Here is a 15,696-nt window from a genome sequence, read left to right as displayed (position 1 = left end):
CAACCTATTCTTAAGAGTAAAAAAACCAACAAAAAAAGCAGCACGACCCAAGCCGCACTGCCCAAACTTCACTTCCGATACCCGACAGCCTTCTTCCCCGCAATCCGATAAAGCTCCTCCCACTCCGGAGCCTTTTTCGGCTTCTCAGGTTTTGCTGCTTTCTTCCTCGTCTTCTTCACCTCTGCCACAATCTATCCCTCCAAGCTACACACTCAAAGTAAACAGCTCTTCTAATTCATCAGTCGAAAGCTCGGTAATCCAGCTTTCACTTTGAAGTATTTCTTCGTTCAGCGACTGCTTCTTATCGAGCATCACGTCGATTTTTTCTTCAATCGTCCCTGTCGTAATAAGCTTGTGCACGTGAACAAACCGGTCCTGGCCGATGCGGTAGGCGCGGTCTGTTGCCTGATTCTCTACAGCCGGGTTCCACCACCGGTCATAGTGAATGACGTGGTTCGCCGCTGTCAGGTTCAGCCCTGTGCCGCCTGCCTTCAAGGAGAGGATGAGAATCGGCACTTCTTTCCCTTGGAACCGCTCGACCATTTTATCACGGTCTGTTTTAGACACACTGCCATTTAAGAACAGGACTTCGCTGCCGAATTCTCTTTCCAGGAGCTGCTTCATCATGTTGCCCATTGAGATATACTGCGTGAAGATGAGGCAGCTTTCTTCCTGCTCGCGAATCGCTGTTATGAGCTCCATCAGCTTTTCAATCTTCAGACTGCGGTCCACAACCTTCCTCGGTTGATCTTCTTTTAAATAAAGACCTGGGTGGTCGCAAATCTGCTTCAGCTTGCCGAGCATTTTTAAAATTAAAGCTTTCCGCTGCATGCCGGCGAGCTGGGAGACCTGTTCAAATGTATCCTTCACAAGCTGCTCGTAAAGGGAAGCCTGCTCGACGGTGAGCGGAATATATTCCTTCTGCTCCTGTTTTTCAGGAAGATTCAGGGCAACCTGTTCATCCCGTTTTGTTCTTCTCAACAGAAACGGACGAATCAGCTTCCGGAGACGCTCAACGGTTGCTTCTTCCCGGTCCTTTTCAATCGGCAGCACAAACCGCTTATGAAAGCCGTGCAGTGTTCCGAGGTAGCCGTGGTTGGTAAAATCAAAGATCGACCAGAGCTCTGTCAGCCGGTTTTCCATCGGTGTACCGGTGAGAGCAATATGATGCTGCCCCTTCAACTGCCGAATTGCGCGGGACTGCTTTGTGTGGGCATTTTTAATGTTCTGAGCTTCATCAATGCAGATGGTATTCCACTTCATCGCCGCTACATCTTCCACATCAGAAGAAGCAAGCCCGTAAGAAGTGAGCACAATATCCGCCTGCTTCATCTTCTCCTCAAAGCCCTCACCTTTCACCCGGTTCGGTCCGTAGTGGAGGTGAACCGTTAAATGAGGGGCGAATTTCTCGATTTCCTTCTGCCAGTTGCCGAGGACAGAGGTCGGCGCAACAATCAGGGCCGGATACTCCGGCTTTTCTTTTTCAAATAAATAAGAAAAGTAGGCGATCATCTGAATTGTTTTCCCGAGTCCCATGTCATCAGCAAGGGTGGCGCCGAACTTCTGCTCTCTTAGGAATAGCAGCCAGTTTACACCCTGCTGCTGGTAGGGCCGCAGCATACCGTGAAAGCTCTCCGGCACCTGATAGTCAGGAATATTCTGCAGGGAGGTGAGCTGATGAATCATCTTTTTCATCTGCTGGTTCAGTTCAATCTGAATGCCGGCAAAGATCCGAGGATCAATCGCTTCCTCATCCTGTGATTCTTCTTCATTTTCCGCTAGCTCTTGCACCAGGACGTCTGAAAAATGAAGCCCTTCCCGTTCTGCGCGCTTCAGCACCGTTTTCACATGCTGAATAAACGCCGGATCAAGCTTGATCCACTGGCCTCTGAAATTCACAAGTCTCCGCTTTTCATTTACAAGCTGCAGAAAATCCTCTTCTGAAAAATCCACTCCATTTGTGGAAAAACGCCAGTTAAAATCGATCAGCGAGTTCATGCCGAAAAAGGATGGGCCGCGCGGTGTGGAAGAAACCTTTGCCCGCATGAGCACCTGTGATTCTTTCACAACCTGCCACCAGGACGGCAAGAGGATTTCAATTCCCATATTCACTAGCATTTCGCTCGATTCAGTCAGAAACTGCCATGCTTCCTCTTCACTGACAAGTGTTGTGCCGCTTGTAAAGGAAAGCCATGGAACAGCTTCTTTAAAACGCTCCTGCTCGCGCTCAATTTTCTCGGCGTATTTCTTCCACTTGGCAGGGAGGGAGCTCTTGCCGTCATAAACCCGGATATTGTCCTCCAGTACCTTATCGCGAAGCATCAGCTCAAGCCGCCACTCACCGCCATCGTAATCCGGCTCGTTCAGGCGAAGGCCGATCGTAAACGGTGTATCATCAAGAATCCAGCCGATTTTCTCGAGCCAGTCCTGTTCATCAAGAAAATGCCCTTCAAAATGAGAGAGGGGAGGATGGGCGTCAAGGACAGCCTTCCAGGCATTCCGAAGACTTTGATCACGGTCCAGAAAATCAGCCGCTGCTGCGTTGAAGAACTCTGCTTCAAAGCCCTCAAGCTGCTCTTCCTTCGGCTTCCAGCCAATCTGCTGGTGCTGCCAGGCGTGAAAATCAGGCATAAAATCACAGTCAGAAAGGAGGTCATACACCTTTTCAGCCGCCGCAATCAGCGCAGAGTCAGCCTCAATTTCCACCTCTACGAAGGAATTAAACGGCCTGGCTCCGATCAGCTCCGCAAGCATCCAGGGGGAAAGCAAATAGGAGGGGATGCCAATGAAGCTGATGTTTTCAAGCGAAACACCATGCCGGGAAGAGCGGTGCCATGTGAACAGGCTGCGCTGCATTTCCTCGGCTGATACCGTTTTTCCCTCTTTGCTGCACGAGATGGAATAGTGGTAGGTTTCCGCCGGTTCGATATGAAGCTTGTAGACTGTTTTAAGCATGAATCAACTTCCCCTTCACCAATTCTTCCCGAAAAGCACGGAGCCGCTTGTGCTCCTGCAGCATGGCTGCGAGATAGTCTTCCCACTCTTCTTTTGCTTTTAGCTTTTCGTAGATTTTTTTAATTTTTTTCATCTTCCGGACCGCATGTTTATAGCTTTGCCGGTTCCGCTGGGAAATTTCCATCCACACATAGCGGTGGTAGATCGGAAGGAGGGACTCAGGCGCCTCCTTCTCTGCGGCACGCAGCATTTCTTTATCCATATCTTCCACTGAAAAACCAATCAATAAATGAAGCTCAGCCCATGATTTGAACTGCTTGCGGAAGGCGAGGAAATGAGCATATTCTGAAAAGCTGTACGGAAGCATCACCTGGCACCCTTTTTCGTAGGCTGCCTCATCCTTGGTCTGAACAGAATATTCCTGAAAAATAGTCAAGAGAAAGCTTGACGCTCTGCGCTTCTCATTAAATGGCATCGAAGCAGCGAAAAACTCGCCGGCATTGCTATACACATAATCCAGCCACTTCGAAAGGCTCTTCCACTGCTTCCGGGCAGTCAAATCTCCCATCCAGTCAAAAGTGAACGGAAAAAGATCTGGTCCTGCTTCTTCCAAAAACGTCTCCAGTGCTTCATCCTTGCGCTGCAGATAATCAAGATGCGCCAAACCTAGCTTGCACTCAGAAGCAAAATCATCAAGCTTTGCCAGTCTCTCTTCCAAATCCGCCCGCTCTCTGCTGATATATTTCTCTCTATTCAAAAGCCCATTCCACAAATGACGGTACAGACTGAACCGTTCAAACTGAAGCTCCTTGGAGTGAAACAAAAGCTCACGGAAACGCTCCACACTTTCATCAAGCAATGGATCAAGCGCAAATGGCATGGCATAGCGCTTCATTTCACCGAGCTCTGTCAAGATTCGTTTTTCAAGCTCTGAGATGTAGGCCTCTGCCAAATATTCATTTTGGTGCATCTTCTCTTTTTCAGCCAGGAGATCCAAAATAGTCAGCACCGTATAAACAGCCGCATGTATAATGAAGAACCGCTTAATCTCCACCTTCTGAGGTGCTTTCCGCTTTAAGCGGTCAAAAAACACCTCATAATGGCCTGCAGCTGTCTGAAGACTTTTGCCGTCTCGGTAATCCTTGTACTCCTCTTCAAAAAACGCGTACCAGCTATCAAGCGAAGCATCGTCAATTTCTGTCCTCTTTGCTCTCTGAAATTGGGCGAGAATTTGGGTGCTCCGGCCGCTGTTCCACGAGTCCAGGAACGTTCCCACCCTTTCATAGCTTGCATATACATATAGAAACAACGCGAGTAAATGCCTGCACAACCCGGGATTTGGACAGGAACACGTACTCGCCAGAAAAAATTCCAAATCAAGCTCGCATGACACAGGGGTGACATCCTGCACTTTTGCTCTGACAAGTGATGGGGAAGTTCTCACATTAAAGACACTTCCCTGCCTGTAGAGTATCATGCCTTTTTTCATTAAAGCGCGATGCTCCTCCTCATTCGGAGACAGGTATTCCTTCACCTGCTCAGCCGCATGCAGCACCGTATCCTTCGAAAGCTCACTATCAAGCATGCAACATGCTCCTTTCCGATATAGCAAATGGTACCATTTTAAGCGATTCTTCCCAAGATGGTTAAGGGAATCCAGATCCAGCTGCGGCGCCTAGCCCCTCGAGGTCATAAGCCGATCATCCAGAGAAAGGAAAGACCGCCTTTCTCCAGATGCCCGTCTTATGCTTGTCGGGGCTGAACGAGGCGCCTCCGCTTTTCAGTAAATGTTCACCATTTAGACAAAGTTATTCAATTCTTCTATTATACCGCACAAAAAACCAACTACCAAAGGTTTCAAAGCGTCAAAAATCGGGGAGATAAGAATCAGGACTTGTCGGAAGGGTCTAAAGGAAGATTGCCAACCTCGCAATCTCTTATTATAATAAGCAACATGCAGAGCTGTCTAAAACTGTAACATGAAAGGGAATCTTGTAAAATGGATGCCAAACAGATCAAGCAAGAAGATTTTCTGCAAATTCTCATGCACGCCTACAAGAAAGGCGAGCACACAAATGAGATCACAACAAAAGAAATGTTGGAAGAGATTATTCTGCAAATAAAGAAAGTTTATGCTTCTTGATAGAGAGAAGGGCAATCCGCTGATTTGGAATCGGCGGGTTTTTTAGTGGTTAAAATATCCAAAAGGTCTTTTTTAGTCACACCGCAACATGACGAAAAATGCCGAAAAAACCGCAAAAGTTAAATTTGCGTTACATTTCGGGTTTACAATTCAAAATACCTATTAAATTTTTTAAAATTTTTTCCGATAAAAAAACTAGCCGCATCGACACTGTCCGACAAATATCCCTAGTACCTTTCGAACCTTACCTCAAAAAGAGACTTAAAAACATAAAAGCGGTAAAGGACACCAGTGGTAGTTGTACAGAAAAATGAACCTATAAAAGAGAAAATGGATTCTGGAAAATTGGCTTAGCCAACCAGAATGATAAGCGGCTCTAAGGGGGACAAAATGAATAGTCATTGGATTACACCAGAAGAAATGGAAAGAAAAAAACAACTAAAAAGCAAAATGGTTACTGTTGCAGCCGTTATCATCTGCATCGGAATAGTAGCAATAGGGACAATTTTATTTCATAAAATGTAAAAAAGACCTGATAGTAGGTCTTTTTTACTTTTATACTAATATAATATTTTTTCGAAAGGTGGCTTAAGGTTTATGTAAATTTTACCGTCTATCTGTTAATTTATGTAGATATAAGACGATATTTCCAATATAATGATGAGTGTGCTTTTGAGTTCACCTAAACGGAGGTCATCATGGAAGAAACAATCAGCTTAAAAGAGCTGTTTCAGACACTTAAGAAACGCCTTTCTCTTATTATACTAATCACCGCACTCGCAACAGCAACAAGCGGAATCGTCAGTTACTTTTTCCTCACACCAGTATACGAAGCATCCACTCAGATCTTGGTCAACCAATCCAAAAATGATCAGCAAATGTATGAATACAACCAGGTGCAAACGAATGTACAGCTTATCAACACGTATAGCGTCATTATTAAAAGTGCACCAATATTGGGCAAAGTAAAAGAACAACTGAAGTTACCCGAAACCTTAAAAACTCTAACCGATAAGATTACTGTGGCAAGCGAAAAGGAATCTCAAATATTTTCCGTTACTGTGGAAGATGAAAGTCCAGCAAGGGCAACTAAAATTGCAAATACGATTGCGACTGTTTTTCAATCTGAAATTAAGAACCTTATGAACGTTGACAATGTGAGTATTCTTTCTCCCGTGGATGTGGCAGACAGCCAAGCACCTGTAAAACCTAGACCTGCTTTGAACATGGCCATTGCATTTGTAGTTGGTCTAATGGCAGCAGTTGGACTTGCCTTTTTACTGGAATACTTGGATAACACGATTAAAAATGAGCAGGATATTGAAAGATTACTAGAGCTGCCGGTACTGGGATCCATTACACAAATCAAGGATGACGGTCAGCAGAATACCCAAGCAAACCAGGCTTCCATGCAAAGAACAAGAGGTGAGACCATTGGCTCGTAAAGACAGAAAACAGCTTTTTCAGCTGCAAAACAGAAGCTTAATCTCGATGACACAGCCTAAATCTCCTGTTGCCGAGCAGTACCGGACAATTCGAACAAATATACAATTTACCAATGTAGACAGTGATCTCTCTACTATCGTAGTAACATCTTCTGGACCCGGAGAAGGAAAATCCACTACTGTTGCCAATCTCGCTGTCGTGTTTGCGCAGCAGGGGAAAAGGGTGCTGCTGATTGACGCCGATCTTAGAAAGCCGACAGCTCATTACACCTTTGCAACTGAAAATCATACAGGTCTGACAAATGTACTTACTAGGCAAACAGAGTTAAGGGAAGCCGTTCACCTTACTAAGCAGAATAATCTAGATCTTTTGTCAAGCGGACCAATACCGCCTAACCCATCAGAGCTGCTCGCGTCAAAGAACATGAAAGCCCTCATAGAAGAAGCAAAGCAGATGTACGAATTGGTAATCTTTGATTCTCCTCCAATTCTGGCTGTAACAGATGCTCAAGTGCTAGCCAATTTAGTAGATGGCGTTGTCCTTGTAGTCAGCAGCGGAAAAACAGAAATCGAAGGAGCTAAAAAGGCAAAAGAACAGCTGCAGAATGCCAATGCTAAGCTCCTGGGAGCAGTATTAAATAATAAAAAGCAAGAAGATGCTAGTTACTACTATTATTATGGCGACAAAAAGGCTTAAATCCTTTTTGTCCCCCATAGTTCCTTACCTAGCTAATATATCAATTTAACATATATTCCATAAGGAGGGACTTTAAGTGATTGATATACATAGCCACATCCTTCCAGGGGTGGATGATGGTGCACAATCATTGGAAGATGCACTTCAAATGGCTAGAGCAGCAGTAAATGAAGGGATCACAAAACTTGTCGCATCGCCACATCATCAAAACGGGGCGTTCAATAATGATAAATCTTCCATTCTGGCAAATGTTGAGTCGCTCAATATCGCTCTTCAGAAAGAAAAGATTCCATTAGAGATTCTTCCAGGTCAGGAAACCAGAATTTATGGGGAACTGCTAGAGGATTTAGCCACTGATGTTATCTTGCCAGTTAATAACTCAAACTACCTTTTAATAGAACTTCCGTCAGGTCATGTTCCAAGGTACACGGAACAGCTTCTGTTTGATCTTCAATTAAAAGGATACACACCAGTTATTGTGCATCCGGAGAGAAATGCTGAAATTATTGAAAATCCAGATATACTGTATAACCTGGTAAAAAAAGGGACTTTAACTCAAGTAACAGCAGGCAGCCTTACAGGTCATTTTGGAAAAAAGATTAAAAAGTTTTCATTAGACCTCGTCGAAGCCCAGTTAACCCATCTCATTGCGTCAGATGCTCATAACACTAATAGCCGCTCTTTCAGATGGAATGATGCCTTGAGCGTTCTTAATAATGAATTTGGTGTACCTGCATCTTATTATTTTTTTGAAAATTCCGATTTGTTGATTCGGAATCAGACATTAATTAGACAAACTCCAGAAAGAATAAAGCGTAAAAAATTTCTTGGAATGTTTTAAGTAAGAGATATATAGGTGATGCCTCCTAGCCTCTATTAAAGGAGACACTCGGCTGTACTATGGGTGAAAACCTTAGACGCTTTCGTCGCTAGTGCAGTGTGAGGGCGGGTTGAATGCCCAATTTTATTTTTTAATGAAATATCTAATGAGAGAACACAATGTGTTCTTTCATTAGATATTCTCATTTTACAAAAACAGTAAATTAATAATTACGTAAATATTAACAAAAACCTGAAAGGAGAAAGGTTAAATGACGTATGGAAAAAGATTTGCCTTTTTGTTGTTTTTAGATTCTTTTACCGTTGTTACAGCTATTTATCTTAGTTATTTTGTTATTAACCCATCACAGGAGCTTATAAATCCGACAATCATGTGGAGTTCAGTCATTCTTCTAATGTCTCACCATGTTTATTCCTCTATATATCGTTTATATAAGAAAGCTTGGGAATATGCCAGTATAAAAGAACTTATCGCAATTTTTAATGCAGTTTCCTTATCAGCTATTACGACGGGTGTTTTCCAACAAATTGTATTCCATGATATCTATATTCGTATTCTTGGAATTACTTGGCTAATTCATATGGTCCTTATTTGTGGAACCAGATTATCTTGGAGGATCTTCAGAGACGTATATTACAGGGTTTCCACTGATAAAAAGCGAACCTTAATCGTTGGTGCAGGCATGACGGGAACAATGGTAGCAAGGCAACTTTTAACTAATCGCCATTCAAAACTATTACCTGTTGCGTTTGTAGATGATGATAAAAAGAAACAGCATTTACAAATTTTTGGTCTTCCAGTGGATGGCGGGATCGATGAATTACAAGAAGTTTGCCGCGACTTATCAGTCGAAACAATCATTTTAGCCATTCCTTCATTAAATAAAAGTGAGCTGAACAACATTTATAAAAAATGTGAAGAAACAAATGTTAAGGTTCTTACGATCCCTAAGATGGAAGATATCATGCTTGGAAAAGTTTCTTCAAATGAATTCATAGATGTAAAAGCTGAAGACTTATTAGGAAGAGAACCCGTAGAATTGGATATAGAAGGAATTACAGGAACGATTTCCGGAAAAATCATTTTAGTAACCGGAGCCGGCGGTTCCATTGGATCTGAAATTTGCCGGCAGATCTGCCGCTTCAGTCCAGCGAAGATTATACTCCTAGGTCATGGAGAAAACAGTATTTATCAAATTGATATGGAATTGCGAAATACATTTCAAGAAAAAATAGAAATCATCCCAGTCATTGCGGATATCCAAGATCGTGGGCGCATATATGAAATTATGGAGCAGTACCAGCCTTTTGTAGTGTATCATGCTGCCGCTCACAAGCATGTACCTTTGATGGAATACAATCCGAGAGAAGCAGTGAAAAACAATATATTTGGCACAAAAAATGTAGCGGATGCAGCCGATACATTTGGTGTAAACACATTTGTCTTGATTTCATCGGATAAAGCCGTCAACCCACCCAATATCATGGGGGCCACGAAACGATTTGCTGAGATGATGATACAGCATCTTTCTCAAAAAAGTTCGACCAAATTTGTAGCTGTACGGTTTGGGAATGTTTTGGGCAGCAGGGGAAGCGTCATTCCTCTGTTCAAAAAGCAAATCCAGTCAGGAGGTCCAATTACAGTAACTCACCAAGAAATGACTAGATACTTTATGACTATTCCTGAGGCATCCCGTCTTGTTATTCAAGCAGGTTCACTTGCAAGTGGCGGTGAAATTTTTGTGTTAGATATGGGAGAGCCGGTAAAAATAGTGGATCTTGCTAAAAACCTAATTAAATTGTCTGGGTATACGGCTGACGAAATTGGAATAAATTTCTCTGGATTACGTCCAGGAGAGAAGATGTATGAAGAGCTGTTGAATGAGAATGAAGTTCATTCGGAGCAGGTGTTTCCGAAAATACATGTAGGTAAGTCTCTTCTAATTAATGAAGAAAAATTGATTAAGTTTATGGAAGATTTTACTGAATTGGAAGATGTTGAAATTAAAAAAAGACTGCTTGATATGGCTAACAATAGAGTTGAGAAAACCTTGGTTATATAGGGATTTTCTGGTTGTCAGTAAGTAAATCGCTGCTTACTGATGACTATTTTAGTGTGTTAATAGTTAAGTGGATGGAATCATCCAAATAAGTATTAAAAAACTAAATGATAATTATTCTTTAGGACTATTTCAAACGACATAATTGAAGGAGCTGATAAAAACTAGGTACAATCTGCTGGTTCTAGGTGCAGGAGGGCATGGGCGTGTAGTTAAGGGAACTGCAGAAGCAACTGGATGCTTTAATGAAATTGATTTTTTTGATGATAAATCAGAGTTGGCTATAGGTTATTGCACGGATTACCAAAAATTCAAAAATGACTATACACATGCATTTGTTGCATTTGGAAACAATCTGGAGAGAAAAACATGGCTTAATTTTCTACTAAGTGCAGGATACCAAATTCCTACAATAGTTCATCCAAAGGGGAAGGTACGATCGTTTGTTCAAAAGCAGTTGTGCATATAAATGTAAAAATTTTAAAAGGTACCATCGTTAGTATTGGAGCTTTAATCGATCACGATTGTTTAATTGGACAATTTACGCATATCAATGCTGGGGCGATTGTAACAGCAGGTAGTGAAGTGGAAGAACTGAGTAGAGTTGAGTCTGGAGAAATTTTCACAAAAGAAATGATGTTTGAAAGAAATTTTTAATAACTTGGGGCGTGTAAAAGATGTATATGAAAATAAAAAGATTAATGGATATTGTTCTTTCATTAGGTGGACTAATTATCCTGTCTCCTTTTATTCTAACTTTTATTGCTGCAATAAAAATAGAATCACCGGGGCCAGTGTTTTTTAAGCAAAAGCGTGTAGGCATTCATAAATCTCATTTTTATATTCTTAAGTTTCGGACGATGAAAATTGATACACCTAAGGACACGCCAACCCATTTACTTGAAAACCCAGAGCAATACATTACGGGAATGGGGAAATTTTTAAGGAAGACCTCACTTGATGAATTACCGCAAATTTGGAATATATTAAGTGGTGAAATGAGTATTATCGGTCCAAGACCAGCTTTATGGAATCAATACGATTTAATTGAAGAACGTGACAAATACGGTGCAAATGATATCCCTCCTGGAATGACAGGTTGGGCTCAAATTAATGGCAGAGACGAATTGCCCATTGAAATCAAAGCTAAACTAGACGGGGTATACACTGAAAAAATCGGGTTATGTATGGATGTCAAATGCTTCTTTGGAACGATTGTAAGTGTAGTGAGGAGTGAAGGAATTGTAGAGGGTGGAATTGGAACGAGTAATATCGTTTCCACAGGGCAAGAAATCTCTACTGCAAAGGAGCAAAAATCAAATGAAAAAAGTGCTGATTACCGGAGTAAATAGCTTTGTAGGAAAGAACGTTAAGGAATGGTTAAATAAAGATCCCAATAGATATAAAGTGGATTCTATAAGCTTACGAAACGATCAATGGAAAGAAAAAGATTTTTCTAATTATGATGTCATTTTACATGTGGCAGGTATTGCACACGTTTCATCAGATCCCTCCATGAAAGAAACATATTATAAAGTAAACAGGGATTTGACGGTTGAAACAGCTAAAAAAGCTAAGAAAGATGGAGTCAAGCAGTTTATCTTCCTAAGCAGCATCATTGTTTATGGGGATAGCAGCAATAAACAAAGAATCATTGATAGAAACACTATCCCTTCTCCTAGCAATTTTTACGGAGACAGCAAACTTCAGGCAGAAGAAGGGCTGAACATTATAGCTTCCGATGAATTTAAGGTTGTCATTATAAGACCCCCGATGATTTATGGAAAAGAGTCAAAGGGGAATTATCCTAAACTTGCGAAAGCAGCTCGTAAACTGCCGGTTTTTCCTAAAATTAATAATCAGCGGAGTATGCTCCATATTGATAATCTTTGTGAATTTATCCGGTTGCTAATTGAAAATGAAGATGCCGGTCTATTTTTTCCTCAAAATAGTGAATATGTGAATACGAGTGATATGGTTAGAATTATTGCTTCATTTCATGGAAAAAAAATTCTGTTAACGAGAGTATTTAATCCCGTATTAAAACTATTGGGAGCTAAGATCAACTTGATTAATAAAGTATTTGGAAATTTGGTGTATGAAAAACAATTAAGCAGTTATAAATCTAATTATCAAATTAGGAATTTTAAAGAATCTATTCAAATGACCGAAGGTCGATATTAAAGGAGAAGGATATGAAAAAACATATTTTGGTGATTTCTCAGTATTTCTATCCTGAACAATTCCGCATCAATGATATCTGTAAGGAATGGGTTGAAAGAGGTTATAAGGTCACAGTAATTACTGGAATACCTAATTATCCTCAAGGGGAATTTTATAAAGGATATGGATTATTTAAAAGAAGAAAAGAGATAATCGACGGAGTTGAGGTTATTCGCATTCCATTAATTCCACGCGGAAATAAATCTATAATGCTTGCGTTAAATTATTTATCATTTGTTGTTTCGGGCTTCTTCTGGAGCTCCTTTACTAAAATAAAATCTGATTTGGTATTTATTTTTGAAGTATCTCCTATGACTCAGGCTTTGCCTGGGGTGTGGTACGCACGGAAAAGAAAAATTCCTTGTTATTTATATGTTCAAGACCTTTGGCCAGAAAATGTAGAGATTATAACTGATATTAAGAATAAGTTTGTTATTGGAAGCATTGGCAAGATGGTGGATTACATTTATAAACGTTGCACAAGAATTTTTACTACATCAAAAAGTTTTATAGATTCTATTGAAAAAAGAGGGGTTTCAAGAGAAAAGATAGAATTTTGGCCACAATATGCCGAGGATTTTTACCGCCCACTAGAGAAAATCAGCATTCAAGAGATCCCAAATGATGATGTTTTCAGTATCATTTTTGCAGGGAATATTGGCAATGCGCAAGGATTAGATATCCTTCCTGAAGTTGCGAGGATGTTAAAGGATAACCTTAAAAGGGTTCGTTTTAACATTGTAGGCGATGGCAGATATAAAGAATCGTTAATAAAACATGTTATCAACATGGGTGTTGAAGACATGTTTAATTTTATTCCAAAACAGCCTGCAACGAATATCCCGAAATTCATGGCTGCGAATGATGCAGCTTTTTTGTCCTTGACTGACTCCCCTTTATTTGAAATGACAATTCCTGCAAAACTCCAGTCCTATATGGCATGCGGAGTTCCGATTATTGCATCTGCCAGTGGAGAGACAAAAGGTATTTTAGAACAATCAAATGCAGGTCTTGTAAGCCCCCCAGGTGATGTTACCAAACTTTATGAAAATATACTTCACCTTTTGCAAAAAACGAGAAGCGAATTGGACGGATTGGGCAATAACGCAAGAAATTTTTATAATCAGCATTTTAGTAAGGATGATCTTTTAAATAGAATGGATATTAATTTTAATTCTAATCAACCGGAGGAAAAAGAAATTGTTTAAAAATAAAACATTATTAATTACAGGCGGAACAGGCTCATTTGGAAACGCAGTAATGAGAAGGTTCATAGATACAGATATAAAAGAAATTCGAATATTTTCTCGTGATGAAAAGAAACAGGATGACATGCGGAAGAAATATAAAAATGAAAAATTAAAATTTTATATTGGAGATGTAAGAGATTTAGCAAGTGTGAAGAATGCTATGTTCGGAGTGGATTACATTTTCCATGCAGCAGCATTAAAACAAGTACCTTCCTGCGAATTTTTCCCATTGGAAGCTGTAAAAACAAACGTATTGGGAACGGACAATGTTCTTACAGTCGCGATTGAAAGCAACGTAAAAAAAGTTATTTGTTTATCAACGGACAAAGCAGCTTATCCGATCAATGCAATGGGTATTTCAAAAGCCATGATGGAGAAAGTTTTTGTAGCAAAAGCACAAACGGTTGATTCTGAAAAAACATTAATCTGTGGAACAAGATACGGAAATGTAATGGCGTCAAGGGGCTCTGTTATTCCATTATTTATCGAACAGATTAAAAACGGCCAGCCCATTACCGTAACGGATCCAAATATGACAAGGTTTTTGATGAGCTTGGAAGAGGCGGTCGAACTTGTAGTATTTGCATTTGAAAATGCAGCGGCTGGGGACGTCATGGTACAAAAATCTCCGGCATCCACGATTGGAGATTTGGCTCAGGCAATTAAAGAATTGTTCCATGCAGATAATGAAATCAAGGTCATTGGAACAAGACATGGAGAAAAGCTTTATGAAACATTGCTTACCAGAGAAGAGCATGTAGTGGCTCATGATTTAGGTGGATTTTATCGGGTGCCGGCTGACAAGAGAGATCTAAACTATGATAAGTATTTCATTGAGGGAGATAAAAAGCTATCTTCCGAGGAAGAGTATAACTCTCATAACACAGAAAGGTTAAGTATTGATGCAGTTAAAGACAGGCTGCTAATGCTTGACTATGTACGAGAGGAATTGAAAGGCTGGAATCAGGGATGAAAATACTTGTAACAGGAGCAAAGGGGTTTATTGGTAGAAATCTTGTTGCGGAGCTGAAGAATCAAAATGACATCGAAATATTAAGGTGCAGCAGGGAAACAAGCATGGTTCAATTGGATGCATACTGCCAAGAAGCGGATTTTGTTTTTCACCTGGCAGGAGTGAACCGGCCGCAGGATCCCTCTGAATTCATGGATGGAAATTACGGCCTAACCGGTTATATTCTTGAAAATTTGAAAAAGCACCAAAACACTTGCCCAATATTAATTTCATCCTCAATCCAGGCGGAACTGGACAATCCTTATGGAATCAGTAAAAAGGCAAGTGAAGATCTTATTATCAGCTATGGTGAAGAGACAGGCGCAAAAGTATTGGTGTATCGTCTGCCAAACGTTTTTGGAAAATGGTGCAAGCCTAATTATAACAGTGCTGTAGCTACCTTCTGTCATAACATTGCGTCCAATCTTCCTATCACGATAAATGATCCATCCGTTACGATGAAGTTAGTTTATATTGATGATGTGGTTGAAGAGTTCATCCAGGCTTTGAACGGAAAAGAAAATAAGTTGAATGACTACTGTGCAATTCCAATCGCTCATAGAACAACTCTAGGAGAAATAGTCGAGATTATCGAATCATTTAAAAGAAGCCGAGAAGAACGATCTGTTCCAAATATGAATGATCCATTTACCAAGAAACTGTATAGTACATATTTAAGTTACCTGCCTGAGGATCAATTCAGCTATGAATTGAAAATGAATGTTGACAATAGGGGCTCATTCACAGAATTTCTGAAAACACCGGAAAGAGGACAGGTTTCCATCAATGTTTCCAAGCCGGGTATTACAAAGGGAAACCACTGGCATCATACCAAAAACGAAAAATTTCTCGTTGTCAGCGGAACGGGAGTAATTCGTTTTAGAAAAGTGGATACAGAAGAGATCATTGAATACTTTGTCAGCGGAGACAAGCTTGAAGTGGTTGATATCCCAACCGGCTATACTCATAATATTGAGAATTTAGGCGAGACAAATATGGTTACCGTTATGTGGGCAAACGAATTATTCGATCCGGAAAAGCCTGACACTTATTTCTTGGAGGTATAAGAAC

Annotated in this window: 14 protein-coding genes; 12 read left to right on the top strand and 2 right to left on the bottom strand. The window is 40.7% G+C overall.

What is annotated here, in order from left to right:
- Positions 1-204 precede the first annotated feature (204 nt).
- On the bottom strand, positions 205-2,955 hold the full coding sequence (locus tag LRR81_RS10125; protein WP_231789245.1) for a DEAD/DEAH box helicase: 2,751 nt from the start codon (positions 2,953-2,955) through the stop codon (positions 205-207).
- On the bottom strand, positions 2,948-4,540 hold the full coding sequence (locus tag LRR81_RS10120) for an SWIM zinc finger family protein (protein WP_231789244.1): 1,593 nt from the start codon (positions 4,538-4,540) through the stop codon (positions 2,948-2,950). Before LRR81_RS10120 ends, LRR81_RS10125 begins: the two co-directional genes overlap by 8 nt.
- A 414-nt stretch (positions 4,541-4,954) precedes the next feature.
- Between LRR81_RS10120 and LRR81_RS10115 the strand changes: the two genes are divergently transcribed.
- The 12 genes from LRR81_RS10115 (at position 4,955) to LRR81_RS10065 (ending at position 15,692) form a co-directional block, all read left to right on the top strand.
- On the top strand, positions 4,955-5,098 hold the full coding sequence (locus LRR81_RS10115) for a hypothetical protein (protein ID WP_231789243.1): 144 nt from the start codon (positions 4,955-4,957) through the stop codon (positions 5,096-5,098).
- A gap of 390 nt (positions 5,099-5,488) precedes the next feature.
- Complete coding sequence (locus LRR81_RS21235; protein WP_269448591.1) at positions 5,489-5,623, top strand: hypothetical protein; 135 nt, start codon at positions 5,489-5,491, stop codon at positions 5,621-5,623.
- A gap of 173 nt (positions 5,624-5,796) precedes the next feature.
- Complete coding sequence (locus tag LRR81_RS10110; protein ID WP_231789242.1) at positions 5,797-6,543, top strand: YveK family protein; 747 nt, start codon at positions 5,797-5,799, stop codon at positions 6,541-6,543.
- A complete protein-coding gene (locus LRR81_RS10105; RefSeq protein ID WP_408631596.1) occupies positions 6,533-7,240 on the top strand; it encodes a CpsD/CapB family tyrosine-protein kinase in 708 nt (235 codons plus the stop codon). Before LRR81_RS10110 ends, LRR81_RS10105 begins: the two co-directional genes overlap by 11 nt.
- A gap of 76 nt (positions 7,241-7,316) precedes the next feature.
- Positions 7,317-8,081 carry a tyrosine-protein phosphatase gene (locus LRR81_RS10100; RefSeq protein WP_231789241.1) on the top strand — a complete coding sequence of 255 codons (765 nt, stop codon included), beginning with the start codon at positions 7,317-7,319 and terminating at the stop codon, positions 8,079-8,081.
- A 250-nt stretch (positions 8,082-8,331) separates the two neighbouring features.
- The gene (locus tag LRR81_RS10095) at positions 8,332-10,143 is read left to right on the top strand and encodes a polysaccharide biosynthesis protein (RefSeq protein ID WP_231789240.1); all 1,812 of its coding nucleotides are present in this window, start codon (positions 8,332-8,334) and stop codon (positions 10,141-10,143) included.
- A 142-nt stretch (positions 10,144-10,285) separates the two neighbouring features.
- Positions 10,286-10,609 (top strand): PglD-related sugar-binding protein, encoded by a 324-nt coding sequence (locus tag LRR81_RS10090; RefSeq protein ID WP_231789239.1) that lies wholly within the window; start codon positions 10,286-10,288, stop codon positions 10,607-10,609.
- 208 nt (positions 10,610-10,817) lie between these two features.
- The gene (locus LRR81_RS10085) at positions 10,818-11,492 is read left to right on the top strand and encodes a sugar transferase (protein WP_231789238.1); all 675 of its coding nucleotides are present in this window, start codon (positions 10,818-10,820) and stop codon (positions 11,490-11,492) included.
- The gene (locus tag LRR81_RS10080) at positions 11,461-12,324 is read left to right on the top strand and encodes an NAD-dependent epimerase/dehydratase family protein (protein WP_231789237.1); all 864 of its coding nucleotides are present in this window, start codon (positions 11,461-11,463) and stop codon (positions 12,322-12,324) included. The genes LRR81_RS10085 and LRR81_RS10080 overlap by 32 nt, the downstream gene beginning before the upstream one ends.
- Before the next feature lie 11 nt (positions 12,325-12,335).
- Positions 12,336-13,571: a glycosyltransferase family 4 protein gene (locus tag LRR81_RS10075; protein WP_231789236.1), complete on the top strand. Its 1,236-nt coding sequence runs from the start codon at positions 12,336-12,338 to the stop codon at positions 13,569-13,571.
- Positions 13,564-14,586 (top strand): polysaccharide biosynthesis protein, encoded by a 1,023-nt coding sequence (locus LRR81_RS10070; RefSeq protein ID WP_231789235.1) that lies wholly within the window; start codon positions 13,564-13,566, stop codon positions 14,584-14,586. Before LRR81_RS10075 ends, LRR81_RS10070 begins: the two co-directional genes overlap by 8 nt.
- The gene (locus LRR81_RS10065; protein WP_231789234.1) at positions 14,583-15,692 is read left to right on the top strand and encodes a capsular polysaccharide biosynthesis protein CapF; all 1,110 of its coding nucleotides are present in this window, start codon (positions 14,583-14,585) and stop codon (positions 15,690-15,692) included. The genes LRR81_RS10070 and LRR81_RS10065 overlap by 4 nt, the downstream gene beginning before the upstream one ends.
- Positions 15,693-15,696 lie beyond the last annotated feature (4 nt).

It is taken from the genome of Metabacillus kandeliae, assembly GCF_021166585.1.
In the GTDB taxonomy this organism is placed as follows: Bacteria; Bacillota; Bacilli; order Bacillales; family Bacillaceae; genus Metabacillus_B; species Metabacillus_B kandeliae.
This window is presented reverse-complemented; position numbering and strand designations above follow the sequence as displayed.